Origin of the sequence: Aliiruegeria sabulilitoris, from assembly GCF_001558155.1 — a bacterium.
GTDB classification, from domain to species: domain Bacteria; phylum Pseudomonadota; class Alphaproteobacteria; order Rhodobacterales; family Rhodobacteraceae; genus Tropicimonas; species Tropicimonas sabulilitoris.
The window spans coordinates 124,911-151,228 of sequence record NZ_LOAS01000015.1 but is presented as its reverse complement, the minus strand read 5'-3'; the positions used below and the strand labels follow the sequence as shown (position 1 = coordinate 151,228).

Below are 26,318 nucleotides of genomic sequence, written 5' to 3'. Positions count from 1 at the left end.
CAATCGTGCCGATGTTCACGTGCGGTTTGCTGCGGTCAAACTTTTCCTTTGCCATGTGTCGTGGCGCCTCGTCATTAGGGGGCAACCTGGGGCCCGTTCTGCATCGCGCGCGAGATATTGCTTCTGGAAAAGGAAATCAAGCACCTTCCCGCGATTCTGCCGCCGCAAAGCCCGTGTTTCGGCGACCTTACTGGGCCGCGGCCTCGGTTCCGGTCGAGGTTCCGGTCTCCGGCCGCTTGGCGAACCATTCCTCGTTGTCGCGCAGCCAGTTCTCGATCTGGAGTGCGATATTCGCCGCGAGGTTTGCCACCTGCTCGTCCTTGGTCTTGGTCAGTCCGGAGCCGATGAACAGATCAGGGCTGAGCGACTCGAAGACCATCATCTGTTTCGGTTCCTGGTTGATCTTGCCGCCCTTGGCATCGTCCCAGACAGTCACGTCGACCACGACAACCGATTTCGGCGCCAGCACGAGCGGCACACCGGGAACGGCCACCGAATAGCCGAGAATATTGACGCCAAGATGGTAGAACTGGCTGCCCTCGTAGCGGCCCATGCGTGCCTGGATCGCCTCGGTCACCGCGTCGTCCCAGACTTCCGGCGCCACGTCTTTCGACGGTTGCACTCTCTGGATATTATTGACCGTCACGATGTTGTGGACCAACTTGAACTCGCCAATCGGGTCCACTGGCTGTTGCGAAACAGGGGTCTGACTGCCGCATGCCGCAAGTGCGACAAGGCTGGCGAGGGCGAAAATTCGACGGGTCAGACGGGTCATTTGGCTGCTCACAGTGGTTTGCGGTTCTATCATGGCTTAAACAAGCCGACGCCCCGGCGCAATTCAACTGCTTTATGCGAGATGGGTTTCACTCGCCTGCGGGCGGCGATATGTCTGCAAGGCAACAGCGGAGATCCTCTCATGACCGAATTTGTGGGACGCCTGAGGCTTGGCGTGAATATCGACCACGTGGCAACCGTCCGAAACGCGCGCGGCGGCGATGTACCCGACCCGTTGCGCGCCGCAAAGATCGCCGAGGCCGCCGGCTGCGACGGGATCACCGCGCATTTGCGCGAAGACCGCCGTCATATTAGCGATGCCGATATCGAGGCGCTCGCCGCCAACCTGACGGTCCCGCTCAATTTCGAGATGGCCGCAACCGAAGAGATGCAACAGATCGCCCTGCGCTATCGTCCGCATGCCGTGTGCATCGTGCCGGAAAAGCGCGAGGAACGGACAACCGAGGGCGGGCTTGAAGTGGCGCAGGACGAGAACCGCCTCGCCCATTTCATCGCGCCGCTGCGGGACGCCGGCTGCCGGGTGTCGATCTTCATCGCTGCCGATCAGCGTCAGATCGAGGCGGCACACCGGATCGGCGCGGCCGTGGTCGAGCTGCATACCGGCGCCTATTGCGACGCCCATGCGGAAGGCCGCTTTGACGACCGCGATGCGGAGCTGGAGCGGTTGCGCGAGATGTCGGCCTTTGCCCATTCGCTCGGGCTGGAGGTCCATGCCGGCCACGGGCTGACCTATGACACGGTGCAACCTGTCGCCGCCTTCCCCGAGATGGTGGAACTCAATATCGGCCATTTCCTCGTCGGCGAGGCGATCTTTGTCGGGCTGGACGCATCGATCCGGCGTATGCGGCAATTGATGGACGACGCACGCGCATGATCCGCCATTGCGTGATGCTTGGCCTGCGGGACGGTTTCGATGCCGAGGAGCTCGAAGCGGTTCTCGACGGGCTGGAAGGGCTGGTGCAGCGAATGCCGGGCAGTCATCGCTTCGCCGCCGGGCCGAACCGGGATTTCGAGAACAAGACAGCCGGCTTTCCGCACGGCTTCACCATCGATTTCGACTCTCGCGCGGCGCTGTCGGCCTATGCGGAGCATCCCGAGCACCGGACGCTCGGCGCGCGCCTCGTCGCGCTTTGCGGCGGCGCGGAACGGATCGCCGTTTTCGACCTGGAGATCCGATGATCCTCGGAATCGGCACCGATCTTGCGAATATCGAGCGCATCGCCGGCACACTGGAGCGTTTCGGCGACCGGTTCCGCAACCGCGTCTTCACAGAGACCGAGCAGCGCAAGGCCGAGAAGCGGCGCGATACGGTCGGCACTTATGCGAAGCGATGGGCCGCCAAGGAGGCCTGCTCCAAGGCGCTCGGCACGGGGCTGCGGATGGGGATTGCCTGGAAGGACATGGCGGTCTCCAACCTGTCCACCGGCCAGCCGGTCATGCATGTCACGGGCTGGGCCGCCGAACGGCTGGCCGAGATGACGCCGCCGGGGCACGAGGCCATCATCCATGTCACGCTGACGGACGATCACCCCTGGGCGCAGGCCTTCGTGGTGATCGAGGCACGCCCAATCGTGATGCCGCAAACCGGGCGGGGCGCTTGACACCCCCGCGCCCTGCGGACATGTAGCGCCCGACCCCACAAGGGGACCGTTTCAAAGGATCAGAGGACGAGCATGGAAGATGCAAAGGACGGGATCGTCGAGACGATCAAGACAGTTGTCTATGCGCTGCTGATTGCGGGCGTGTTCCGCACCCTCTTTTTCCAGCCCTTCTGGATTCCGTCGGGTTCGATGAAGGACACGTTGCTGATCGGCGATTTCCTCTTCGTCAACAAGATGGCCTATGGCTATTCGCAGTATTCCTGCCCCTTCGGTATCTGCCCGATCAGCGGGCGCATCTTCGCCTCCGAGCCCGAACGCGGCGACGTGGTGGTGTTCCGCCACCCGGTGAACGGCTCGGACTTCATCAAGCGCCTGATCGGCCTGCCCGGCGACCGGATCCAGATGAAGAACGGGATCCTGCACATCAACGGCACCACGCTGAAGACCGAACCCGACGGCGTCTTTACCGAACCGATGGAACCGCAGGGGCCGCAACAGATGCTTCCGCGTTGCTCCAACGCGCCGGTCGGCCAGGGCGGCGTGTGCGAGAAGGAAAAATTCGTCGAGACCCTGCCCGAAGGCCGCTCGCATTCGGTGCTCAATATTGGCAACGGGCCGACCGACAACACGCCGGTCTTCACCGTGCCCGAAGGGCACTACTTCTTCATGGGCGACAACCGCGACAACTCCACCGACAGCCGCGTGAACCAGCTGGCCCGCGGCGTGGGCTTCGTGCCCGCGGAAAACCTCATTGGCCGCGCCGACCGGATCATGTTCTCCTCGGCGGGCAAATCGCTCTTCTACATCTGGACGTGGCGGGCTGACCGGCTCTTCAAGGGGATCGAGTGAAACTTTCTGCCGAAGCCAGCGCCCTGCAGGACCGCCTTGGTCATAGATTCCGCAAGCCGGAACTGCTGGCGCGCGCGCTGACGCACCCCTCCATCGCCTCTGCCACCCGCCCTTCCAACCAGCGGCTCGAATTCCTCGGCGACCGGGTTCTGAACCTGATCATTGCCGAAGCGCTCTTCCTGCATGACCGACTTGCCGACGAGGGCCAGCTCGCGCCCCGCTACAACGTGCTGGTGCGCAAGGAGACCTGCGCCGATGTCGCCCGCCAGATCGACCTTGGTGCGGCGCTCAGGCTCGGGCGGTCAGAGATGATGTCTGGCGGCCGGCGCAAGAACGCGTTGCTGGGCGACGCGATGGAGGCCGTTCTGGCCGCTGTCTATCTCGATGGCGGGCTAGACGCGGCCAAGCCGATCGTGCTGCGGCTCTGGGGAGACCGGATCGAGGCCGCCGAGGATCAGGCGCGCGACGCGAAAACGGCGCTTCAGGAATGGGCGCAAGCGCGCGGCATGCAACCACCACGCTATATCCAGACAGCCCGTTCGGGGCCGGATCATGCGCCAATGTTCTCGATCTGTGCAAAGTTGGACAATGGCGCACAGGAAACAGCGACCGCAGGATCCAAGAGACAGGCCGAGCAAATGGCCGCCCAGGCCCTGCTTTCGTGGCTGGAAAGTGGCAAGTCCGACTGACCTCCCCTAGGTAAAAGAAGCAATTTTTATATTCTTTTACAATAAATTAGCCCCCAATCTCCGAAGATGTCGAAATTGTGGCGGCCTCGTGGCCGACACGTCGCAAACGCCACAATTGCGCCCTGAAACCGCACCTGGGCTATGGTTCTCTAATGGAAACAACCTATGCCGAATGTGTCTCGGCAAGTTTTGGAGACGATCCGTATGGCCTCGCTCAGGCAGAGAATTCGTGGGTGGTTCCGTGCAGAAGATGGCAGCATGGCCATCGAGTTCGTCATCATGGTGCCGCTCTTTGTGGCGATGATTTCCGGCGTCGTGGACCTCAGCCGGGTCTATGTCGACCAGGCGAACTATTACAGCATCGCCCGTGACACCGCGCGAATCGTTGCCCGTCACGGCATGACGGAGACCACCGCGGAGGCCTACGCGACCACCCGCTTGAGCGAGATCAGCGATGCCGAGCATGCCGTCGACGTTTCAACCACGTCAACCGAAGTGACAGTCCTGATTTCGGCCCCCATCGAAGTTCTTGCCAAGTTCGATTTCCTCGATTTCCTCGCCGACATGTCGATCACGGCAACTGTCACCCACGCGCTCGAACCGAGCTGATCGAGGAGACGCAGCATGAACTGGACGGACTTCTCCCGATCCGAGGAAGGCTCCGCAGGGGCATGGAGCCTTTTGGTATTCCTGGTCTGCGCAGTGGCCGCCGGTGTCTCTGTCGATGGCACGAACGGCGTCCGGGCCAAGGAGCACCTGCAGAGCACCGCCGACATGGCCGCCCATGCCGGCCTGATGGAACTGATCAATGGCGGCACGGATTCCAGCATTCGCAATGCGGTTAGCGCGAATGTCCAAACGAACATGCCGACCTCGAATTACGGCAACGTCCTGGGCGACACGTCGACCTATGTCTCCGTCGGCCATTTCGCCGATGGCACCCTGGCCTCCTCCCTTGTCGAGGATGACAATGCCGTTTCGGTCGAACTGCACATGTCCAGCTCCTTCGGCAATGCGGTGAAGACCTTCCTGCTCGGCTTTGTCGGGCTCGACTCGATGGACGTGATCGCCACGAGCACCGCGGTCATGGAGCAGTCCGACACCTGCATCGGCTATGACGGCATCTATGCCCATGGCCAGATCAAGATGACCTCGACCTCCACGATTGGCGCAGGCTTCTGCATCTTCTCCAAGAGCGACGTGGATCTCTCCAACCACAACGTGTTCGAGCCCGGTTCCGGTATCGGCATGCCGGACCTGGCGAATTGCTCGCATTGCGATGACGCGTCCAACCCCGGCGTGGAGGATGCCCAGTTCGAGGCGAACCTGCAGCTTGAGGATGTTGGCGCACATGTGGACAACGTCATGTCATCGCTGCTCGGCACCGGTTCGGACAGCGCCCCCTATAACGACTTTCTCGATTCCGTCGTCTTTACCGACAGCCTGACGCCACTTGCGGACCTGGGCTACAATATCAACAAGATGCGCAAGGGCTCGATCGTCTCGATCGAGGCCGGGTACTTCCAATCGATGGACACGGTTCCCGGCGGGCTCATCTATGCCGTCAATTGCGGCGCGGAACTGAACGCGAGCGGTGCGATCACCCGCTCCCCCTCCGCTTCCAAGAAAGACTCGGACATCAAGGCGAACCTGAAGACGATCTCGCTGGAAACGCCGTCGGGAAGCACCATCTCGGACGCGGCCATCGTGACCGATTGCAAGGTGAACTTCGGCAACACGGCGCAGGTCGTCAATTCCATCATCGCCACGAGTTCAACCTCGGTGCAGTCGATCTCGGCCAGTTCCTATGCGAAAATCGGCAGCGGCGGCCTCGTATGTCCGAGCACCGAAAAGGTTGTGGTCCTGACCAAGGGCGACCTAAACGTGCCGGCGGGCATGGAAACCAACAACGTGGATTTCTACGTCGAAGGTGATGCCAGCCTTGCATCCGGCACATCAGGGCAAGCGACCAAGCTCGGCACCAGCTTCTATGTCGGTGGAACGATGTCGATTTCGGCTCAGGGCGACTGGTTCCCCTGCGGCGGGGAAGACGATTCCCTTGCGCTCGGCGTCGATGCCATACGCCACGTGATCGCCTCGGTCGAATAGCGGACCCGCGCAAGCAACGGGGCACTGGCCTCTTGCGTCGCGATCCGCTACACCGCTGTCCTGCATCACAGGACCATGCTCATGACCACACGCTGCGGCTTCGTTGCCCTGATCGGAGAGCCCAACGCGGGCAAGTCGACGCTTCTCAACACCATGGTTGGCGCCAAGGTCTCGATCGTGACCCACAAGGTCCAGACGACCCGCGCCCGCATTCGCGGTGTCGCCATCGAGGGCGAGAGCCAGCTTGTCTTCGTGGACACGCCCGGCCTCTTCCAGCCTCGCCGGCGGCTGGACCGCGCCATGGTCGCCGCTGCCTGGGGCGGTGCGGCAGATGCCGATGTCGTCGTTCTGCTGATCGAGGCGCATCGCGGCCTGACCGAAGGCGTGAAGACGATCCTCGACGCGCTTTCCCAACGGACGGACGGGCAGCGCGTGGCGCTCGCCATCAACAAGATCGACCGGGTGAAATCGGAGGTCCTGCTGGCGCTCACGCAACAGATGAACGAGGCCTATCCCTTCACCGAGACCTTCATGATATCGGCCGAGAAGGGGTACGGCGTGGCCGATCTGCGCACCTGGCTTGCCGCGGAAGTTCCCGCCGGCCCGTGGCATTACCCCGAGGACCAGATCGCCGATCTGCCCATGCGCATGATCGCCGCCGAGATGACCCGCGAGAAGCTCACCCTGCGCCTGCATCAGGAGCTGCCCTACCAGCTCACCGTGGAGACCGAGAACTGGGAGGAGCGCAAGGACGGCTCGGCCCGGATCGACCAGATCGTCTATGTCGCCCGCGACGGCCACAAGGGGATCATCCTTGGCAAGAAGGGCGAGACGATCAAGGCCGTCTCGCAGGCGGCCCGCGCGGAGCTGGAGGATTTCCTCGGCCGCAAGATCCACCTCTTCCTGCAGGTCAAGGTGCGGCCGAACTGGCTCGAAGAGGCCGAGCGTTATTCCGAGATGGGGCTGGATTTCAAGGACGGCAATTCGTGAGTCGCCTGGCCGCGGGCCTCTGGGTTCAGGCCTATATCATGCGGCTGCAGATAGAGATGATCCCCGCCTATGTGCTGGCACATGGCGACGACACCGCAGGCGCGATCCTCGTCAAGCTCAACCCGCTGGACGGCACCGCGAAGGTCTTCCAGCGCATCATGTCCATGGACGGCTCGCGCCCCTGGGACGTGCTGACGGAGGGGCCGGAGCCGGAGGTGGACGCACTGCTGGAGCGGCAACGCCGGTCCGATCCCGACATCTGGGTGATCGAAGTGGAGAGCCGTGCCGGTCGGCACATGCTGGACGAGCCCGGGCTGGAGTGACAGGGTTTCAGCCATAGCTTCGGTGGGTGCGATGGACTGGCAGGACGAGGGCACATTGATCGCGGTCAGGCCGCACGGGGAGAGCTCGGCGATCGTCGAGGTTTTCACCGCGACTCACGGCCTGCACGCCGGGCTCGTGCGTGGCGGCACATCCCGCAAACTGGCGCCGGTACTGCAACAGGGCACCCAGCTTTCGGTGGAATGGCGCGCCCGGCTGGAAGATCATATCGGCACTTTCCGGGTCGAGCCGATCAAGTCCCGCTCAGCGGCACTCATGGGGGAGCGGCGGGCGCTTTACGGATTGGGTTCTATCTGCGCGCTCCTCGCCTTCGCCCTGCCCGAGCGCGAACCGCATCCCGGCCTTTACCGGGCCACCCAGCATCTCTTCGACGCGCTCGGCACCGATGCGCGCTGGCCCGCGCTTTACCTGCTGTGGGAAAAGGCATTGCTGGAAGAGCTGGGCTTCGCGCTGGACCTGTCGGAATGCGCGGCGACCGGGGCAACGGAAGAGCTGGTCTATGTCTCTCCCAAGACCGGTCGCGCCGTGAGCCGCGCCGGTGCCGGCGAATGGGCTGACCGGCTGCTGCCCCTGCCCGGCCTTCTGCTGGGGGAAGCGTCAGGCAATCCACGAGACATTCTGGATGGGCTGCGCACGACCGGCTATTTTCTTGACACCTGGCTGGCTCCCGCGATGGGCGACCGGCCGATACCGGCGGCACGGGCACGGTTCCTGTCGCTCCTGCAACGAGAGGAGAGGCCCGCATGAAGACATTTGCCGAAATCCACGAAATGGCCCTCGCCCGAAAGGGCGCGGACGGTCTCGCCGCCGAGATGCCATCACCGCCCGAAACGCCGTTACGCGATCTGAGCGACGACCGGCTGCTGGCCGAGTTCACCAAGCGGATCTTTCAGGCGGGCTTCAACTGGTCCGTGATCGAAAAGAAATGGCCCGGTTTCGAGGCCGCCTTCCACGGTTTCGACATCGCCCGCAACGCGATGATGTCCGACGAAGATCTCGACCGGCACCTGAAAAACACGGATATCGTGCGCAACGCGGCAAAGATCCTGACCGTGCGCGACAATGCGGTCTTCCTGTCCGACCTGGCCCGCGAACATGGCTCGGCAGCACGTTTCATCGGCGACTGGCCGGTGGAGGACACGGTCGGCCTGTTCGAGTTTCTCAAGAAGCGCGGTTCCCGGCTCGGCGGCGCCACCTGTCAATACGGGCTCCGGTTTCTCGGCTATGACGCTTTCATCTTGTCGAAATCCGTCGTGGCGGCGCTGAACATGGCCGGGGTGATCGACGGCGCGGCGACATCCAAGACCGCCATGCGCAAGGTGCAGGACGCCTTCAACACCTGGCACGCGGAAAGCGGGCTTCCCTATGCCTCGATCAGCCGAACGCTGGCCTGTTCGGTGCCGGATTAGGGGAATCGTTCATGGAAAACAGCTGGCTGACCTATGCCAAGCGCCTTCAGGCGCTGGCGGCGACGGGGTTGCACTACGAGCCGCGGCCCTATGACCGCGAACGCTTCGCGGAAATCGACACCATCGCGCGGGAGATGATCTCGCGGCTTGGGCGGATCCCGCTGCAGCATCTGGGTGGGTTGCCCGAGGTGCACGAAGGCTATGCCACACCTAAGATCGACATTCGCGCCGCTGTGTTCCGCGAGGGCCGCATCCTGCTGGTGCGGGAGATTTCGGACGGCAAATGGACGATGCCGGGCGGCTTCGCCGATATCGGCCTCACCGCGTCCGAAGTGGCTGTGAAGGAAACGATGGAGGAAGCCAACCTGCAGGTGCGCGCGTGCAAGCTCTTTTGCCTGCGCCACCGGGCCAAACAGGCCGGCGAGCCGGATTTCCGGGATTTCTACAAGTTCTTCTTCCTGTGCGAGCCCCTTACCCCGGATGAACCAGCCCCCGGCCCGGAAACTTCCGAAGCCGCGTTTTTTAACCCGGACCGCTTGCCGGAAATGTCGCTCGGACGGAGCAACCCGGGGGATATCGCCCGCGCGTCACGCCATTTCCACGACCCCGGCCGGCCGACGGATTTCGACTGACAGGGTTTAATTCGACGATTTCTTCTCGAAGACCGCGCAGGGATCCTCCCGTTCCGCGGCCTCGGTCAGAAGCCAGAAATCATGCGGCACATCGCCCTCGGGCGCGGCGATTTCGAACTGCCCGAGCGTGCGCACCACGACATCGGGCGCCGCCGCCGCGAGATAGACCGGCATTCCCCAGTCCCGCCGCGCATGACCGTTGCCGGTGATGACGACGACCGGCCCACCGGTTTCCTTGAGCGCTTCGAGCGTTGTCTGGCTGAAACGCGCATCGCGCAGGCGCTGCGCATCGACCATTCCGGCCAACATGTCCCCGGGCAGTGCGTTGCAATGCGCCTCAAGCTGGAAGGCTTCACGCGTTGCCTGGATCTCCTCCGGAAGCGGCGCAAGCCCGTACTCCTCCGCCCCCTCCCCGAAAACCTCCGCGACGCCATCCGACATCGCGGCCATCAGATCCTCTCGCGCGACGGCCGCGCCAAAGATCCGCGCGTCGGGCGCGGCGAGAAATATCGGGTGATACATCGCAAAATCCGGCCAGCTGGAATGTTTCCAGTCCAGCGCCTCCTCCAGTCCCGCGCCATCGCTCCGGTCCGTGTTGTTAGCAGTCTCGGCCTGTTCGGCGTTCAGCATTTCGAACACCAGCGCTGAGGGCGCGATGGCGGCCACGGCGGCTGCCTGGTTGGCGTGCTGCGCCGGGTTGTCATGCACTTCGCCCAACAGAACGATCTCGGCATCGCCGGGATCGAAAGCGGCTATATCGGGCAACTCGCCGGCATGAACAGCGCCGGCAAGACAGAGAGCGGAAAGATATGACCATTTTTTCATCCCGCGATTTCTACACAGCCCATAGATTCGCTCCAGTCAATTGCGCGTGCATTCTTCGCGAGCGAAGGTCTTTCGCTCCGCGTCCATCCTCTGATAGGCAATGCGTGCACGGCGGATGAGCTGGAGACAGAGGGCCGATGACATCGCAGATCACCTTGGTCCTTGGGGGCGCCAGCTCGGGAAAATCCGCTTTTGCGGAAGGGCTTGCCCGATCCACGGGTTTCAAGCGGATCTATCTGGCCACCTCGCAAGCCTTCGACGCCGAAATGGCGGCCAAGATCGCGGCCCATCGCCAGATGCGCGGCGCGGGTTGGGACACGGTGGAAGCGCCGCATGAGCTCGCCGAAACGCTGTCTGGCCAACCTTCCGGGCATATTATCCTGCTGGACTGTGCCACGATGTGGCTGAGCAACCGGCTGCTGGCCGAGGTCGATCCGGAAACGGAGTTCGACGCGCTGATTGCCGCGCTGGAAAGCTGCGCCTCACCCGTGGTCGTCGTGTCGAACGAGGTTGGGCAGGGAATCGTCCCCGACACCCCGCTCTCCCGCCGTTTCCGCGACTTGCAGGGACGGCTGAACCGGCAGATCGCGGCAAAGGCTGGGCTGGTCGTAGCGGTCATGGCCGGGCTGCCGTTGACGCTCAAGGGAACCTTGCCGGAGGACATGACATGGTGAACTGGTGGTGGGTGCGCCACGGGCCGACGCACCGGCGCGACATGAATGGCTGGACGGATGTTCCGGCGGACCTTTCGGACACCGCCGCGCTGGAGCGGTTGCGGGACTATCTGCCGGCCGATGCGCCGGTTGTATCCTCCGACCTGACCCGTGCGATCAAGACCGCCGACGCCATTCAGGCAAGCCGCCCGCGCCTGCCGCATGAACGTGGCTTGCGGGAGATCCATTTCGGTGCCTGGGAAGCGCGGACATTCGACGAGGTGCAGGAAGAGGATCCGCGCCTGATCCGGCGTTACTGGGAGCAACCCGGCGATGTGAAGCCGCCCGGCGGAGAAAGCTGGCACGAGCTGTCGGCGCGGGTGAACCGCGCCGTGGACTGGTTGACCGGCGAAGCGGGCGACATCATCGCGGTGGCCCATTTCGGAACGATTCTCAGCCAGTTGCAGCGCGCGCGCGGCTGCACGGCGGTCGAGGTGCTCGAGCAGCGGATCGACAACCTCTCGGTCACGCGGGTTACATGGGACGGGAGGTCGTGGGCGCCCCGCGAAACAAATCACATTCCTGAATGATTTATGGATTAAAGGTCAAATATCTTGATTGCTTGTTCCACGAATTATCGTTGGGCAAGGTCGCTTAGGTTACATACGGTCGCCCAATGACCTTTGCATTGTATCTCGGCGATCCCGCCTATTCGAGTTGGTCCCTTCGGGCCTGGCTCCTGTTTGACCGATTCGGTATCGATTACGAGCCAATCTGGGTCGATTTCCTGTCCGGTTCCGTCGCGGACCAGATGAAACCCATCCCCCCCGCCCGCACGGTGCCAACGCTCCGTCTGCCGGACGGCGCCGTCCTGTGGGAGTCGCTTGCGATCGCCGAGGAACTGGCCAGCCGCCACCCTGACGCCGGGCTATGGCCGCAGGACCCGTCGGCCCGGGCAACGGCCCGCAGCCTCGCGGCGGAAATGCATGCCGGCTTCGGCACGCTTCGAAACGACTGCCCGATGCATCTGCGCACCGCCTATGCCGAATCGCCATGTTCGCCAGAGTTGAAAGCGGATCTACGCCGGATCGAGTTGATCTGGGACTACGCGCGCTCAAAGCATCCCAGCTCCGAGCCTTGGCTTTGTGGCAGCTATTCGGTCGCCGATGCCTTTTTCGCGCCCGTTGCCGCGCGCATCGCGGGATATGGGCTGCCGGTTTCCCCATCTGCCCGCGCCTATGTCGATGCGCATCTGGCCGACCCCGCCTTTCGCCGCTGGCGCGCCATTGGCCAACTCCGGGGCGAGCGGCTTCCCTGGTACGACCGCGACTATCCGCGCGCCGAATGGCCGGGCCCCCAACCGCTGGACGCGCAGGCAATCGAAAACGGCACAGCCGAAAACGCGGCCTGCCCCTTCTCGGGCAAGCCGGTCACGGATCTGGCCAGGATCGAAGGCCGGGTTATCGGGTTTTGCAATCCGTTCTGTCGAGACAAGGTTGTGGCCGATGCCGGTGCCTGGCCCGAAGTCATGGCCCTGTTGGCCCGGTAACTCCCAAGGGCGCAGCTCTCAGCAACCGGACATGCGGCACACCGCGCCGAATGTCCGGAAGATATAACCGAGATCAGCCAGCAAGGACTGCCGCTCCAGATAAAGAACGTCGAATTTGGCGCGATCGACGAAGGATACGGCGTTGCGGTCCGACACCTGCCAGGGGCCGGTGATTCCCGGGCGCATGCGGTAATAGGCACGGCCGGGATAGAGCTCGGCCTGCTCGACCATGATCGGGCGCGGCCCGACAAGGCTCATGTCGCCGAAAAGAACGTTGAAGAATTGCGGCAACTCGTCGAGCGATGTCTTGCGCAGCACACGGCCGATCCAGGTGACTCGTGGATCGTGCGAGAGCTTCTGATACTGATCCCATTCGACGCGCGCGCTCGGATTGGCGGCGAGGTATTCCTCGAGCCGGGCCTGCGCATCCGGCACCATCGTCCTGAGCTTGATCATCTGGAACACGCTGCCATCGCGCCCGACGCGCCGTTGCATGAAGAACGGGTTCGCGCCGTCGAGTGCGACCAGAAAGGCAAAGACGCCTATCAGCACCAAAAGGAAGGGCATGACTGCGAGGACGACCAGCAGGTCGAAAACCCGCTTTCCGGAATAGTCGCTATCGGCCGCCGCTTGCGGGTGCCCGTCGAGGCCCTGAAGGAGGATGGATGGCTTTCCAAGTACGTAAGTCATTGTCTGCTCGTGTTGTTTTCCGAACAGATGCACCCAGTTTGTGGCAAGTTATCGGCCAAATCGCGTTAAGCTTTCATCAAATCCGAGGTTTCTCTGTGGGACCGTTGAGCGGCAACGTTCGGTGTAGAAGGAAAGGCTTAACGAAATCTCAACCTAAATAGCCGATTTCGTTTACAAATAGTTACCTGAGAGGCGAGAGATGGTGGCACGGGCCTATACGGTGGCCTTTGACGGGGTAGAGGCGCGACCCGTCGAGGTGCAATGCGCGGTCTCTCCGGGCCTTCCCGCCTTTTCCATCGTCGGGCTGCCGGACAAGGCGGTGAGCGAGGCGCGCGAGCGCGTACGCGCCGCCTTGCAGAGCATGGCCGTGGCACTGCCCTCCAAGCGTATCACGCTGAACCTGTCGCCTGCGGACCTGCCCAAGGAGGGTTCGCATTTCGACCTGCCCATCGCGATGGCCCTGCTGGCGGCACTGGAAATCGTCCCCGCCGACGCCGTGGAGCACTGCGTGGCGCTTGGGGAGCTATCGCTCGATGGCGGGCTGGTCGCGGTGCTGGGCGCCCTTCCTGCGGCGATGGCGGCGGCCGAAGATGGGCGCACGTTGCTCTGCCCCCACCAATGCGGACCGGAAGCGGCCTGGGTCGGGGCGACACAGGTGATCGCGCCGGACACGCTCGCCGCAGCGGTCGCTCATTTCACCGGGCAGACACCGCTCAGCCCGGCCCAGCCGGCGGAATTGCCCGCGCTGTCCAGCACCCGCGATTTCCGAGAGGTCAAGGGACAGGAACGCGCCAAACGGGCGCTGGAGATTGCGGCGGCGGGGCGGCATCACGCGCTGATGGTCGGCGCGCCCGGGTCGGGAAAATCCATGCTGGCGGCGCGCATGCCCGGCATCCTGCCGCTTCTGTCGCCGGAAGAGGCGCTGGAAACCTCCATGATCCACTCGCTTTCCGGACTGCTGAAGGAGGGCGGCATCTGCCGGGAGCGGCCATTTCGCGAGCCGCATCACACCGCCTCCATGGCCGCCATCGTCGGCGGCGGGCGCGGCGCGCGACCGGGGGAGATTTCGCTTGCCCATAACGGGGTGCTGTTTCTGGACGAGCTGCCGGAATTCCCCCGGCAGGTTCTCGAAACCCTGCGTCAGCCGATCGAGACCGGCGAGGTCGTGGTCGCGCGGGCCAATGCGCATGTGCGCTATCCCTGCCGGTTCTTGCTGGTCGCGGCGGCCAACCCTTGTCGCTGCGGAGATCTGGCCGATCCGTCGCGCGCCTGTTCACGAGCGCCCGGTTGCGGCGAGGACTATCTCGGGCGGATCTCCGGCCCGTTGATGGACCGCATCGATCTGCGGATAGAGGTGCCTCCGGTCGCCTTTACCGATCTCGACCTGCCACCGGCGGGCGAGGGCTCCCGCGAAATCGCGGCGCGGGTTGCACAGGCCCGCGCACGGCAGGCCGAACGTTTTGCCGAGCACCCGGAGATCCGCGTGAATGCGGACGCCGATGGTGCCCTGCTCGAAGAAATCGCCACGCCGGATTCCGAAGGGCGGGCCTTGTTGCAAAAGGTAGCGGACAAGATCGGGCTGACCGCGCGCGGCTATCACCGCGTCTTGCGCGTCGCGCGCACGATTGCGGATCTGGAGGGGTGCCCGGACATCCGCCGGGCCCATATCGCCGAGGCCGTCAGCTTCCGCATCGCCATCGGCGCGCAGAACTGACGCTCACCCTGCCCGCTTCACGCCATCAAGGGTTCCGATGAAACGCGCGACGTCTTCGAGCGCCTCGCGTGCTTCAGGGGCATAGCCGTCGAACATTGGCAGGACATGCGGCGCATCGGGCCATTCCCGCAGGCTGACCGTTCCACCGCAGGCCCGCAGATGCGCCGCCATGCGCCGCGAATCGTCGAGCAGGATCTCGGTCGTGCCGACATGCAGGCAGACCGGCGGCGGCGCGTCGAAATCGGCCCGAAGCGGCGAAACGCGCGGATCCTCGGCGGGGAACCTGCCGAGCGCATAGCCGCGCGCCTCCGCCGCCCGCGAAACCGGCAGAAGCGGGTCGCGATCGGCGTTGCGGCGCAGGCTCTCGCCCGAGAGCGTCATGTCCACCCAGGGCGAGAAGGCGAGTAGCCCCGCAGGCCTTTGCCCCCGCCGGCAGAGCTCGGCAAGCAGCGCCAGCGCCAAGCCGCCGCCGGAGCTGTCTCCGCCAAGGACGATTTCCTCCGGCCGATAGCCGATGGCCAGAAGCCGAGCATGGGCGTCCAGGGCGTCTTCGAACTGCGCGGGAGCTGGATGCGCAGGCGCCAGACGGAAGTCCGGCGCAGCCACCCGCAGCCCGCTGAGCCGGGAGAGCTGCCCCAGCATTCCGGCATGGGTAGCGGGGCTCCCGGCAATATAGGCGCCACCGTGAAAATGCAGGATCACGCCGCGGGGCGCGACCGGCCCGGCTGTAATCCAGTGAATATCCGGGCTGCCTTTCGAGACCAGCCGCAACAGGTAGGGCGGCCGATGCACCAGCAACGGGGCGAAGCGCGCGAAATCTTCCTCGGCCTCCTCCGGGGTTTCGGTCGCCAGCAGTTGCGGCCGCACCACGAGGCGCAGCGCGCGGTTGAGTAGCTTCAAGCGGAGACTCAGAGGCCCCGCTTCGCCTCGATCACCTGCCATATCTTCTCGGCCACGTTGATACCGTCGAACCGCTCCAACTCCTGAATGCCTGTGGGCGAGGTCACGTTGATCTCGGTGAGGTAGTTGCCGATCACGTCGATTCCGACAAAAACCTGCCCTTTTTCGCGCAGAAGCGGGCCGATGGCGGCACAGATCTCCTGATCCCGTGCACTCAGCCCGGTCTTCTCCGGCCGGCCGCCCACATGCATGTTGGAACGCGTCTCGCCCTCCGCCGGCACCCGGTTGATCGCGCCCACCGCTTCGCCATTGACCAGGATCACCCGCTTGTCGCCATTGGAGACGTCGGGGATGAATTTCTGCGCGATCAGCGGCTCGCGGCTGAAACCGGCGAAAAGCTCGTGCAGCGAGGCGAGGTTGCGGTCTTTCGGGTCGAGCCGGAACACGCCCGCACCGCCATTGCCGTAGAGCGGCTTGAGGATGATGTCGCCATGTTTGTGCTTGAAATCCTTCAGATCCTTGAGGTTGCGCGCGATCATGGTCGGCGGGATCAGCTCCGGGAAGCGCAGCACCAGCAGCTTCTCGGGGTAGTTGCGCACCCAGAACGGGTCGTTCACCACCAGCACCTCCGGCATCAGGAATTCCAGCAGGTGGGTGTTGGTGATGTAGCCCATGTCGAAGGGCGGGTCCTGGCGCAGCCAGACCACATCCATCTCCGACAGCTCCAGCTCGGCCTCCGCCTCCAGCGTGACATGGTCGCCCTGAACGCGGCGCACTTCGAATTTCTGCGCACGGGCAATCACCTTGCCGTCGCGCCAGCTCATGTTGTCGACGGTATAGAACCACATCTCGTGGCCACGGGCCTGGGCCTCCTCGGCGAGGCGAAACGTGCTGTCGGCGTTGATGTTGACAGCGGTGATCGGGTCCATCTGGAAGGCGATCTTGAGGGGCATGGGGGCTCCTTGAACGGTTTGCCCCTTCATTGCCCTTTTGCCCGTCGGTGGCAACCGCCCCGTCAGATGCCGAAAGCGGCTTCCAGGATCTCCACCTGCCCCGTCCCATCTACCAGAGCCACGTCGAAACGGCTCTCGGTGGCCTGCCCGAGCGGCATTTGCCCCAGGTATTCGCTGGCGGCGGCATAGATGCGTTCCATCTGGCGCGGGCGAAGATGCGCGGCGGCGCTCTCGAAATTGTCAGACGCCTTGACCTCGACAAAGACCAGCCCCGCGCCCTCGGCGAAGATCAGGTCCACCTCGCCGGCGGTCCCCCGCCATCGCTGCTCCCGCAGGACCAGCCCGCGCTGCTGATAATGGCGCGCAACAATCTCCTCGGCCGCAACGCCCGCGTGGTAGGAGCGCGCGCCGGTCATTCGCTGCCCTTCAGGGCAAGCGCCATCTGGTAGACATCCCGCTTGCGGGCGCCGAAACGTGCCGCGATCTCGGCTGCGGCCTGTTTCACCGGCATCTCGTCCAGCGCTTCGCGCAACGCGTCCTCAAGATCGGCCTCGTTGACCTCCTGCTTGCCGGCGCGATCCACCACCAGCACGATCTCGCCCTTGAGCTGGCGCGTTTCCAGAGTCTCGGACAGCTCGGAGAGCGTGCCTCGAAGCGCCTCCTCGAAACGCTTGGTCAACTCCCGACAGATCACCGCCTGCCGCTCCGGGCCGAATCCCTCGGCCATCTCGCCGACCAGGCGCGCGATCCGTCGAGGCGATTCGAAGATCAGCAATGTGGCGTCCGACCCCGCGAGGCCGGCGAGCCATTTCTTGCGCGCCCCCCCCGAAGCAGGCGGGAAGCCGGCAAAGAGAAAGCGGTCGCTCGGCAGGCCCGACAGCGCCAGCGCGGCCAGCGGCGCCGATGGCCCCGGCGCACAAGTTACCGCCAGCCCCGCCTCGATTGCCGCAGCCCCGAGCTGGTAGCCCGGATCGGCCACGAGCGGCATCCCGGCCTCGGAGGCATAAGCAACCGATTTGCCCGCTGCCATCGCCGCGAGCAGCCGCGGTCGGGCGCTCGCGCCGTTATGGTCGTGATAGGCGACCATCGGCCTGCCGCGGAGCGGAACGCCGTGTATATCCATCAGGTGCCGCGTCGTGCGCGTGTCCTCGGCGGCAATGACATCGGCAGAGGCAAGGATATCCAGCGCCCGCAAGGTGATGTCGCGGGCATTCCCGATAGGCGTTGCCACGAAGTAGAGTCCCGCCTCCAGCGGAAGCTCGCGAAACAGGGTCCTCGCCTCAACCTCGGTCATTTACTTGCCGCCTTCCTCGTCATAGGGTCGTCCGCGCCCGGGGGGGCTGCCTTTCCCAATACCCGGCCAGATATGGAAGAGCGAGATTTAACCCATGTTTTCCGCATTGAAACTCCCCCAATCTCTACCGGGACGCGGCCTTGCCCTTGCCGCCGTACTGTTCCTGAGCGCCTGTGACCCGACAAGCACCGCAAGCAACGGGCCCTCCATCGATACCGGCGCCGCGGTTCCGGTTGCGCTTCTGGTTCCGGGAGGAGAAGGCGGCGACGCGGTCGTCTCGCGCAGCCTTGAAAACGCCGCCCGTCTGGCCATTGCGGACCTGCAGGGCGTGAATATCGACCTTCGCGTCTATCCCACCGGCGGCAGCGCTGGAGGCGCCACCGGTGCCGCCAACCAGGCCGCCGAAGATGGTGCCAAGATCCTGCTCGGCCCGCTCTATTCCGAAGCCGCCAACGCCGCGGGCCACGCCGTGGCAAGCCGCGGCCTGAACGTGCTCTCCTTCTCGAACAACGCCTCGATTGCCGGCGGCAACGTCTTCGTGCTGGGCAATACGTTCGACAACACCGCCGACCGGCTGGTGAGCTATGCCGCCTCCAAGGGCAAGGGAAAGATCTTCGTCATCAACGCCCAGTCCACCGCCGAAGAGATCGGACGCGACGCGATCGTCCGGGCGATCTCGGGCAGCCGGGCCTCGCTGGCCGGCAACGCCTCCTTCGAGCTTTCCCAGCAAGGTATCGCCTCGGCAATTCCGACGATTGCCGCCCAGGTCCAGTCCACCGGCGCGCAATCGGTGTTCTTCACCTCCGACAATGCCGGCGCCATGCCGTTCCTGGCGCAGATGCTGCCCGAAAACGGCGTCTCCTCCGCTTCGAACCAGTTCATCGGTCTCGCCCGTCTCGACATTCCGTCCGAGGCGCTGTCGCAGCCCGGCCTGCAAGGCGCATGGCTCGCCCTGCCCGACCCGGCGCTGAACAACAATTTCAACAGCCGCTATGCAAGCGCCTATGGCAGTGCCCCGCACCCGCTGGCAGGCCTCGCCTATGACGGTATCGCCGCCATTGGCGCCCTTGTCGGCAAGGGCAAGTCCGACGCTCTGACCCGTACCGCCCTGACACAAGGATCCGGTTTCGTCGGTGTCAGCGGAATCTTCCGCCTTCGTTCCGATGGCACCAACCAACGTGGCCTCGCCGTGGGTCAGATTCAGAACAACCGAGTGACTGTCATTGACCCTGCCCCCAAGAGCTTCGGCGGCTTCGGCTTCTGAGCTGGAGCGCGGCCCCCAGACGCCGCCGCCCCCCACCGATCTCATCTGCACGCCGGATGCGATCTTCGACACCGAAGGCTTGTCCGAGCGCCTCGCGGACGCCGTAAAAGGCGACGCAGGCACCGGGCGGCGTGCGCGCGCCACCAAGGTTCTGGCCGAGGAAATGGCGCGAGGCCGCGAGGCCATCGAAGCCGCCTTCGAGAAATCCCCGCGCGCGGCGCGCCCGCTGGTGCATTCCTACGCCTGGCTGACCGATTGCCTGGTGCGCTCCGCCTTCTGGACGGCCAAGTTTCTGCTGGTCAAGGGCGGGGCCGATGCCTCCGAACAGCATATGTCCGTGATCGCGGTTGGCGGCTACGGCCGTGCCGAGATGGCGCCGCATTCGGATGTGGACCTGCTGTTTCTCTCCGAGGAAAAGCTCACTGCACGCATCGAGAGCATCGTCGAGGAGATGCTCTATATCCTGTGGGACTTGCGGCTGAAGGTCGGCCACTCGACCCGCACGATCCGCGAATGCATGAAGCTGGGCAAGGAAGACTTCACCATCCGCACCTCGCTGCTGGAGATGCGGCATGTCGATGGTGACCCGGAACTGACGGAGAAGCTCACCGAACGGCTCAAGAAAGAGCTGTTCCGCACCTCGAACAAGGAATTTGTCGAGGCCAAGCTGCAGGAGCGCTCGGAACGGCACAAGAAACAGGGTGGCCAGCGTTACATGCTGGAACCCAACATCAAGGAGGGCAAGGGCGGGCTGCGTGACCTGCAATCGCTCTTCTGGATCGCGAAATACGTCCACGACGTGAACCGGATCGAAGAACTGGTGGAGAGTGGCGTTTTCACGCCCGAGGAGTTCTGGGCCTTCGAACAGGCCGAAACCTTCCTCTGGGCCGCCCGCGCGCATCTGCACCTGATCGCCGGGCGTCCCGCCGAACAACTGACCTTCGACATGCAGGTGCCCGTGGCTGAACGGTTGGGCTATTCGGACCATTCCGGACGCCGGGCGGTCGAGCATTTCATGCAGGACTATTTCCGCCACGCGACCCGTGTGGGCGAGCTGACGCGGATCTTCCTGACCAAGCTCGAGGAGCAGCACGCCAAGCGCGAGCCGATTCTGGCTGGCTTCTTCCGCCGTCGCAAGAACGTCAGCGACGGCTTCGTCATGAAGGGCGGGCGGCTTGGGATTGCCGATGACGAGGCATTCCTTGCCGACAACCTGAACATACTGCGCCTGTTCGACGAGGCGCTGCGCATCGATACGCTGATCCACCCGGACGCGATGCGGCTGGTATCGGCCAATCTGCATATCATCGATGCCGATATGCGCCGAAACAAGGAAGCGGCAGAGATCTTCCTGCGGCTGATGCTCGATCACGGCAACCCGGAACGAGCCTTGCGCCGCATGAACGAGCTGGGCGTGCTCGCCGCGTTCCTGCCGGAGTTCGAACCCATCCTGGCGATGATGCAGTTCAACTTCTACCACGCCTACACGGTGGACGAGCACACGATACAATGCATTCGAGTGCTTGCACAAATCGAACACGCAGAGTTGGTCGAAGAGCTCCCGGTAGTCTCACGTATCCTGAAGAAGGGGATCAACAGGCGCGTCATCTATCTGGCTGTTCTTCTTCACGATATCGGAAAAGGCCGGCAGGAGGATCACTCCATTCTGGGTGCGCGCATCGCACGTCCGGTCTGTCAGCGGCTGGGACTTTCCGAAGAAGAAGTGGCAACGGTGGAGTGGCTGGTCCGGATGCATCTGGTGATGTCGGACATGGCCCAGAAACGCGACATCTCGGACCCGCGAACCGTCTCGGATTTTGCCAAGGCGGTGAAAACACGCAAGCGGCTCGACCTGCTGACCGTGCTGACGGTCTGCGACATTCGCGGCGTCGGCCCGCATGTCTGGAACAACTGGAAGGCGCAGCTCCTGCGGACCCTGCACCGCCAGACAGCCAATGCACTGAAAAGCGGGCTGGAAGATCTCAACCGCGACAATATCGGCGAAGAGGCACAGGCTGCGCTGCGCGTGGCCCTGGCCGACTGGCCTCCAGAGGAGATCGACGCGGAGATCGCACGGCATTACTCGCCCTATTGGCAAGGCATGCCGAAGGAGACGCATATCAGCCTGGCCAAGCTGCTCCGGGGGTTGGGCGACGACGAGATCCGCATCGACCTCACGCCGGAGCCCGACCGCGATGCGACGCGCGCGTGCTTCGCGCTGGTCGATCATCCCGGCATCTTCTCGCGGCTCGCCGGCGCGTTGGCGCTTGTGGGCGCCAATGTCGTCGATGCGCGGACCTATACCTCCAAGGACGGCTATGCCACCGCGGTGTTCTGGATTCAGGATGGCGACGGAGCGCCCTATGAGGCCGGCCGCCTGCCGCGCCTTAGGCAGATGATCGACAAGACGCTCAAGGGCGAGGTCATCGCCCGCGATGCGCTGGTCAAGCGGGACAAGCAGAAGAAGCGCGAACGCGATTTCCGCTTCCCGACCTCGGTCCATTTCGACAATGATGGCTCCGAGATCTACACGTTGATCGAGGTCGATACGCGCGACCGGCCCGGGCTGCTCTACGACCTCACGCGCACGCTGGCCAATGCCCATATCTACATCGCCTCGGCGCAGATCGCGACCTATGGCGCACAGGTGGTCGATACCTTCTATGTCAAGGACATGTTCGGATTGAAAATCTATTCGGAATCCAAGCAACGCTCGCTTGAGAAGAAGCTGATTACCGCGATCGAACGCGGTGCGGAGAGGGCCAGGGTCGAATGAGACCCATCCGCCTGATGGCGGGATTCCTGACGGTGGGCTTCTGGACGCTCATGTCGCGGATCCTCGGTTTCGTGCGCGACATCGCCATCGCCGCGCGGTTCGGTGACGGACCGGTGGCCGAAGCCTTCATCGTCGCCTTCAGCCTGCCCAACATGTTCCGCCGCTTCTTTGCCGAAGGGGCGTTCAACATGGCCTTCGTGCCGCTCTTCTCCAGGAAACTGGAGAGTGGCGATGACCCGAAGGGCTTTGCCAACGACGCCTTTGCCGGGTTGGCCTCGGTTCTGATCGTGTTCACCTTGCTGGCGCAGCTTGCCATGCCCTGGCTGGTACTGGCCATGGCCTCCGGCTTCCGGGCGGATGGGCGCTTCGACATGGCCGTCGAATTCGGCCGCATCGCCTTTCCCTATATCCTATTCATCTCTCTGGCCGCGCTCTGCTCGGGTGTGCTGAACGCGACGGGGCGGTTCGTGGCGGCGGCGGCGGCTCCCGTCCTTCTCAACATCGTATTGGTTGGCGCAATGTTCACCGCCAGCGTCGTCGGTGGCGATTTCGGCACATGGCTGATCTGGGCGGTACCGGTGGCGGGTGTTGCGCAACTCGCCCTGGTTTGGGTTGCAGCATCCCGGGCCGGTTTCCGGCTGGTGCCGCGCCGGCCGCGCCTGACGCCGGACATGCGAAAACTTGCCACCATCGCCCTGCCGGCCATGCTCGCGGGGGGCGTCGTCCAGATCAACCTGCTCGTCGGTCGTCAGGTCGCGTCCTATTTCGAAGGTGCAATCCAATATCTCAACCTCGCAGACCGGCTCTATCAACTGCCGCTTGGCGTCGTTGCCATCGCAATCGGCGTCGTGTTGCTGCCGGACCTGTCTCGCCGTCTTGCGGCCGAAGACACGGATGGGGGCCGGTACGCTTTCAACCGCGCGACGGAATTTGCCCTGCTGCTGACAGTGCCCGCAGCCGTGGCGCTCATTCTGATCGCGGATCCCATCGTCTCGGTGCTCTACCAGCGCGGCGCCTTCTCGGCCCAGGCCGCCAGCCGCACGGCAGAGGTCACGGCCATCTACGGTGCGGGCCTGCCTGCATTCGTTCTGCAAAAGGTCCTGCAACCGCTCTATTTCGCCCGACACGACACGCGGACGCCCTTTCACTACGCAATGGTCGCGATGGTCATCAACGCGGCAATCGCCATTGGTGGCTCCTTCGTGATCGGGTTTTATGCTGCCGCCTGGGCGACGACTCTGGCCGGTTGGGCCATGGTCGTGCTTCTGTGGCTCGGCTCCCGCAACATGGGTGACGCGGTACAGATCGACGCGCGCCTGAGACGACGGGCGTTCCGGATCATCCTGTCGTCGGCGATCATGGGGGCGGTCCTCCTGGGCACCGAGGCCGTGCTGGGAGATGCACTCTACCAGCAACACCTGCGTTTCGGAGCCTTGTTCATGCTGATATGCGTTGGGATCGTGAGTTATTTCGGCGCTGCGGAACTTACAGGGGCTATGAGCCTCGGCGAGATCAAGCGTTCCATGAAGCGAAGCGCCCGAACAGAGTGAACTGACAGACGTTCTGCGGACCTGGCAGCCATTCAAGGGCGCGCGCTTCGCGCGCGTGAACGATCCTTCGGATCATGCCTCCGGCGGGGGGATTTGCAGAACGATGAAAGCAAACCGCTGTTTGCATCATCTGTTCAGAAATATCCTGGGGGAGCGCTCGCGAGAGCGCCGGGGGGCAAAGCCCCCCTTCGATTTCGGCAGACGCTCGTGCCAACCTGGCCCGAAAGAGCGCCGCCTCAGCGACCAACCATGCCGACGATACGGTAGGTCTCGTCCAGAATCGGTTGCGCAATCTCGCGCGCCTGCTCGGCACCATGGGCAAGGATGCGGTCGATTTCGGCCGGATCGGCCATCAGGCGGGCCATCTCTGTTGAAATCGGCCCGAGCTTCTCGACAGCCAACTCCGCCAGAGCGGGCTTGAACCTGCCCCAGCCGGCGCCGGCATATTCCGTGATCACCTGCTCGGCGCACAGCCCGGACAGGCCCGCATAGATATCGACGAGGTTCTTTGCCTCGGGACGATCCTTCAGCCCGTCCAGCGTCTCGGGCAGGGGTTCCGGATCGGTGCGGGCCTTCTTGAATTTCTTGGCGATTGTCGCGGCATCGTCGGTCATGTTGATGCGTTCCATGTCCGACTCGCCGGACTTGGACATCTTCTTGGTGCCGTCGCGCAGGTTCATCACCCGCGTGGCCGGCCCTTCGATCACCGGTGCCGTCTCCGGGAAGAAATCCACCTTGTAGTCATGGTTGAACTTCTGGGCGATGTCGCGGGTCAGCTCCACATGCTGTTTCTGATCCTCGCCCACCGGCACATGCGTGGCGTGGTAGAGCAGAATGTCGGAGGCCATCAGCGCCGGATAGGCATAAAGGCCCAGAGAGACCTTCTCGGCATTGGTGCCGGCCTTGTCCTTGAACTGCGTCATGCGGTTCATCCAGCCCACGCGCGCGACACAGCTGAAGATCCAACCGAGCTCTGCATGGGCCGAAACCTGGCTCTGGTTGAACAGGATCGATTTCACGGGATCGATGCCGGAGGCAATGAAACCCGCCGCCACTTCCCGCGTGGCCGCGTGCAGCACTGCCGGGTCCTGCCAGACGGTGATCGCGTGCAGGTCCACCACGCAATAGATCGTCTCGTGGCTGCCGGCCTCCTGCCAGTCCACGAACCGCTTGATGGCGCCGAGATAGTTGCCGAGCGTCAGCCCCCCGGAGGGCTTGATCCCGGAAAAGACGCGAGGGGTGAACTTGGAAGCTTCGGACATGTCGGACTCCGGCTGGATATTCGGGCTGGGACCGCTTACCCATGCCGGCATATCCCGTCAACCGGAGGCAGCCATGCAAGCCGAACCACATGACAGCCCATTCAACTCCATCCCGCCCGTCGTGGTGGCGCTGGTGGCCGTTCTCTTCGGCATCGAAGTGCTGTTCTACCTGTCAAAATCCGGGCTGATTGCCGGCACGCGTGGCGGCGAGGACTGGCGCATTTTCGCGATCCAGGATTACGCCTTCTCCGGCGAGATCTTCAAATGGATGATCGAGACCCACCGCTGGCCGATCGAGCATGTGAAGCGCTTCATGACCTATCTTTTCGTGCACGGCTCCTTCACACACATGGTGATGGTCTGCGTCTTCGTGCTCGCGCTTGGCAAAATGGTGGGCGAGACCTTTCGCCAGTGGACGGTTCTGGTGATCTTTCTCGCCTCGGGGATTGTCGGCGCGTTGGCCTATGGGCTACTGCTTAGCACGACTCAGCCACTTTTCGGCGGCTATCCCGGCGCCTACGGGCTGATCGGTGCCTTCACCTTCATCCTCTGGGTCGGCTATGGCCGCACCGGGGAGAATCAACTTCAGGCCTTTCGGCTGATCGGGTTTCTCATGGGGATTCAGTTGCTCTTCGGGCTGATCTTCGGCGCGAACAAGGATTGGGTGGCGGAGCTGGCTGGCTTCTTCACCGGCTTCATCCTCTCGGTCGTGTTGCAGCCGGGCGGCTGGACCGCTCTCGTACAGACGATGCGGCAGCGATAGCCGCACGCTTTTCGTCCATAGTGTCAAAAAAACTGACATCCCGGCTATCTTCGAGAAAGCCGATCCGTCTGCCTCTCACGAAGCAAGAGCGCGATTCTGGCATCACTCAACCTCCTGGCCTATCGCTGTTAAGAAAGAGCAATCTTTACCGGGACGCCCCTGGCGAGGGAATTGCTGACCATGCAACTGCCTCTCGCTTTCTCTATGATCGGTGCGGGATCTGAACCGTCTTGCATCGTGCAGTTCACCGTCATTCGTACGGCGCTGGCGACCAACGGTTCTCCTTCCAAGTCCATTTCCACGTCTACGGAAAGCCTGTCGATCCCGACCTGCATTTCGTGGGCGACGTAGCGGAGATCGTTGCAGAAGCATCCTCCTACAGCCAATGCCAGAAGTTGGGCTCCGTTGAAGCCCAGGCCCATGCCGCCGGCCAATCCCTCTGGTCGGTCAACAACAATGGTGTGATTTCCCGCCCACCCCATTGCAGCTTCTGTTCCGGTAATGCTTCGCAGGACCACTTGGGCTTTAGGCATTGGCGATTTCCATCCTGACCAAATCGACATCTCGCGGGCTTACACTAGCACATTCCTGTTTCCCAAGCGGGTGTCTTTGCCGGATGACCGAATTCGGTCATCCGGTGAGATCGTTGGGATCTTCGAAAAATCGGCATGCCCGCGGGATGAACCCACATTGCACCAATCCACATGGG

General features: G+C 63.5%; 29 protein-coding genes. 20 read left to right on the top strand and 9 right to left on the bottom strand.

Annotation, left to right across the window (positions count from 1 at the left end):
* Positions 1-187: 187 nt before the first annotated feature.
* Complete coding sequence (locus AX756_RS15805) at positions 188-775, bottom strand: hypothetical protein (RefSeq protein ID WP_156461518.1); 588 nt, start codon at positions 773-775, stop codon at positions 188-190.
* A 141-nt stretch (positions 776-916) separates the two neighbouring features.
* On the opposite strand from AX756_RS15805, the gene AX756_RS15800 reads away from it, so the two are divergent.
* From AX756_RS15800 to AX756_RS15745, 12 genes are all read left to right on the top strand, one after another.
* The gene (locus AX756_RS15800) at positions 917-1,669 is read left to right on the top strand and encodes a pyridoxine 5'-phosphate synthase (RefSeq protein ID WP_068313561.1); all 753 of its coding nucleotides are present in this window, start codon (positions 917-919) and stop codon (positions 1,667-1,669) included.
* Entirely contained in the window at positions 1,666-1,974 is a 309-nt protein-coding gene (locus AX756_RS15795; protein WP_068313559.1) for a Dabb family protein, read from the top strand. Before AX756_RS15800 ends, AX756_RS15795 begins: the two co-directional genes overlap by 4 nt.
* Positions 1,971-2,396 carry a holo-ACP synthase gene (gene acpS / locus AX756_RS15790; RefSeq protein ID WP_068313555.1) on the top strand — a complete coding sequence of 142 codons (426 nt, stop codon included), beginning with the start codon at positions 1,971-1,973 and terminating at the stop codon, positions 2,394-2,396. Before AX756_RS15795 ends, acpS begins: the two co-directional genes overlap by 4 nt.
* Before the next feature lie 72 nt (positions 2,397-2,468).
* Complete coding sequence (gene lepB, locus AX756_RS15785; RefSeq protein WP_068313553.1) at positions 2,469-3,245, top strand: signal peptidase I; 777 nt, start codon at positions 2,469-2,471, stop codon at positions 3,243-3,245.
* On the top strand, positions 3,242-3,934 hold the full coding sequence (gene rnc / locus AX756_RS15780) for a ribonuclease III (RefSeq protein ID WP_068313550.1): 693 nt from the start codon (positions 3,242-3,244) through the stop codon (positions 3,932-3,934). The genes lepB and rnc overlap by 4 nt, the downstream gene beginning before the upstream one ends.
* A 258-nt stretch (positions 3,935-4,192) precedes the next feature.
* Positions 4,193-4,543: a TadE/TadG family type IV pilus assembly protein gene (locus AX756_RS15775; RefSeq protein ID WP_068313547.1), complete on the top strand. Its 351-nt coding sequence runs from the start codon at positions 4,193-4,195 to the stop codon at positions 4,541-4,543.
* A gap of 15 nt (positions 4,544-4,558) precedes the next feature.
* Positions 4,559-6,043 carry a Tad domain-containing protein gene (locus AX756_RS15770; protein ID WP_068313544.1) on the top strand — a complete coding sequence of 495 codons (1,485 nt, stop codon included), beginning with the start codon at positions 4,559-4,561 and terminating at the stop codon, positions 6,041-6,043.
* Positions 6,044-6,124: 81 nt separating this feature from the next.
* On the top strand, positions 6,125-7,033 hold the full coding sequence (gene era, locus AX756_RS15765) for a GTPase Era (protein WP_068313541.1): 909 nt from the start codon (positions 6,125-6,127) through the stop codon (positions 7,031-7,033).
* Positions 7,030-7,356 (top strand): DUF1491 family protein, encoded by a 327-nt coding sequence (locus AX756_RS15760; RefSeq protein ID WP_068313538.1) that lies wholly within the window; start codon positions 7,030-7,032, stop codon positions 7,354-7,356. The genes era and AX756_RS15760 overlap by 4 nt, the downstream gene beginning before the upstream one ends.
* 31 nt (positions 7,357-7,387) lie before the next feature.
* Complete coding sequence (recO, locus tag AX756_RS15755; RefSeq protein ID WP_068313535.1) at positions 7,388-8,122, top strand: DNA repair protein RecO; 735 nt, start codon at positions 7,388-7,390, stop codon at positions 8,120-8,122.
* Positions 8,119-8,784: a DNA-3-methyladenine glycosylase I gene (locus tag AX756_RS15750; RefSeq protein WP_068313532.1), complete on the top strand. Its 666-nt coding sequence runs from the start codon at positions 8,119-8,121 to the stop codon at positions 8,782-8,784. The genes recO and AX756_RS15750 overlap by 4 nt, the downstream gene beginning before the upstream one ends.
* An 11-nt stretch (positions 8,785-8,795) precedes the next feature.
* Positions 8,796-9,416, top strand: a complete 621-nt coding sequence (locus AX756_RS15745; protein WP_068313529.1) for an NUDIX hydrolase — start codon at positions 8,796-8,798, stop codon at positions 9,414-9,416.
* Positions 9,417-9,422: 6 nt separating this feature from the next.
* Here the strand turns inward: AX756_RS15745 and AX756_RS15740 are convergent, their stop codons facing one another.
* Entirely contained in the window at positions 9,423-10,241 is an 819-nt protein-coding gene (locus AX756_RS15740) for a ChaN family lipoprotein (RefSeq protein ID WP_068313526.1), read from the bottom strand.
* Between the two features lie 137 nt (positions 10,242-10,378).
* On the opposite strand from AX756_RS15740, the gene cobU reads away from it, so the two are divergent.
* The 3 genes from cobU to AX756_RS15725 all read left to right on the top strand — a co-directional run bounded on the left by cobU (position 10,379) and on the right by AX756_RS15725 (position 12,443).
* Entirely contained in the window at positions 10,379-10,915 is a 537-nt protein-coding gene (gene cobU / locus AX756_RS15735; RefSeq protein ID WP_068313523.1) for a bifunctional adenosylcobinamide kinase/adenosylcobinamide-phosphate guanylyltransferase, read from the top strand.
* Entirely contained in the window at positions 10,909-11,484 is a 576-nt protein-coding gene (locus AX756_RS15730) for a histidine phosphatase family protein (protein WP_068313521.1), read from the top strand. Before cobU ends, AX756_RS15730 begins: the two co-directional genes overlap by 7 nt.
* A gap of 86 nt (positions 11,485-11,570) precedes the next feature.
* The gene (locus AX756_RS15725) at positions 11,571-12,443 is read left to right on the top strand and encodes a glutathione S-transferase (RefSeq protein WP_068313518.1); all 873 of its coding nucleotides are present in this window, start codon (positions 11,571-11,573) and stop codon (positions 12,441-12,443) included.
* Between the two features lie 18 nt (positions 12,444-12,461).
* Here AX756_RS15725 and AX756_RS15720 read toward each other — a convergent pair whose 3' ends face one another.
* Positions 12,462-13,133: a sugar transferase gene (locus AX756_RS15720; RefSeq protein ID WP_068313514.1), complete on the bottom strand. Its 672-nt coding sequence runs from the start codon at positions 13,131-13,133 to the stop codon at positions 12,462-12,464.
* Between the two features lie 199 nt (positions 13,134-13,332).
* Here AX756_RS15720 and AX756_RS15715 point away from each other — a divergent pair, with 199 nt between their 5' ends.
* Entirely contained in the window at positions 13,333-14,847 is a 1,515-nt protein-coding gene (locus tag AX756_RS15715; protein WP_068313511.1) for a YifB family Mg chelatase-like AAA ATPase, read from the top strand.
* Positions 14,848-14,850: 3 nt separating this feature from the next.
* Here AX756_RS15715 and AX756_RS15710 read toward each other — a convergent pair whose 3' ends face one another.
* The 4 genes from AX756_RS15710 to rsmI form a co-directional block, all read right to left on the bottom strand.
* Positions 14,851-15,747, bottom strand: a complete 897-nt coding sequence (locus AX756_RS15710) for an alpha/beta hydrolase (protein ID WP_231701076.1) — start codon at positions 15,745-15,747, stop codon at positions 14,851-14,853.
* A gap of 8 nt (positions 15,748-15,755) precedes the next feature.
* On the bottom strand, positions 15,756-16,700 hold the full coding sequence (gshB, locus tag AX756_RS15705; protein WP_068313605.1) for a glutathione synthase: 945 nt from the start codon (positions 16,698-16,700) through the stop codon (positions 15,756-15,758).
* A 62-nt stretch (positions 16,701-16,762) separates the two neighbouring features.
* On the bottom strand, positions 16,763-17,116 hold the full coding sequence (locus tag AX756_RS15700) for a YraN family protein (protein ID WP_068313509.1): 354 nt from the start codon (positions 17,114-17,116) through the stop codon (positions 16,763-16,765).
* Complete coding sequence (gene rsmI, locus AX756_RS15695; RefSeq protein ID WP_068313506.1) at positions 17,113-17,994, bottom strand: 16S rRNA (cytidine(1402)-2'-O)-methyltransferase; 882 nt, start codon at positions 17,992-17,994, stop codon at positions 17,113-17,115. The genes AX756_RS15700 and rsmI overlap by 4 nt, the downstream gene beginning before the upstream one ends.
* Positions 17,995-18,088: 94 nt before the next feature.
* Here rsmI and AX756_RS15690 point away from each other — a divergent pair, with 94 nt between their 5' ends.
* Genes AX756_RS15690 through murJ form a run of 3 tightly spaced genes read left to right on the top strand, consistent with a single transcriptional unit; the run spans position 18,089 to position 23,584 of the window.
* Entirely contained in the window at positions 18,089-19,258 is a 1,170-nt protein-coding gene (locus tag AX756_RS15690) for a penicillin-binding protein activator (protein ID WP_068313503.1), read from the top strand.
* A complete protein-coding gene (locus tag AX756_RS15685; RefSeq protein ID WP_068313500.1) occupies positions 19,218-22,034 on the top strand; it encodes a [protein-PII] uridylyltransferase in 2,817 nt (938 codons plus the stop codon). Before AX756_RS15690 ends, AX756_RS15685 begins: the two co-directional genes overlap by 41 nt.
* Positions 22,031-23,584 carry a murein biosynthesis integral membrane protein MurJ gene (gene murJ / locus AX756_RS15680; RefSeq protein ID WP_068313497.1) on the top strand — a complete coding sequence of 518 codons (1,554 nt, stop codon included), beginning with the start codon at positions 22,031-22,033 and terminating at the stop codon, positions 23,582-23,584. Before AX756_RS15685 ends, murJ begins: the two co-directional genes overlap by 4 nt.
* A gap of 236 nt (positions 23,585-23,820) precedes the next feature.
* Here the strand turns inward: murJ and trpS are convergent, their stop codons facing one another.
* A complete protein-coding gene (gene trpS, locus AX756_RS15675; RefSeq protein ID WP_068313494.1) occupies positions 23,821-24,846 on the bottom strand; it encodes a tryptophan--tRNA ligase in 1,026 nt (341 codons plus the stop codon).
* A 73-nt stretch (positions 24,847-24,919) separates the two neighbouring features.
* Here trpS and AX756_RS15670 point away from each other — a divergent pair, with 73 nt between their 5' ends.
* Positions 24,920-25,609, top strand: coding sequence for a rhomboid family intramembrane serine protease (locus AX756_RS15670; protein WP_068313602.1), 690 nt, complete (start codon positions 24,920-24,922; stop codon positions 25,607-25,609).
* A 128-nt stretch (positions 25,610-25,737) separates the two neighbouring features.
* Here AX756_RS15670 and AX756_RS15665 read toward each other — a convergent pair whose 3' ends face one another.
* A complete protein-coding gene (locus tag AX756_RS15665) occupies positions 25,738-26,142 on the bottom strand; it encodes an OsmC family protein (protein ID WP_068313491.1) in 405 nt (134 codons plus the stop codon).
* Between the last annotated feature and the right edge of the window lie 176 nt (positions 26,143-26,318).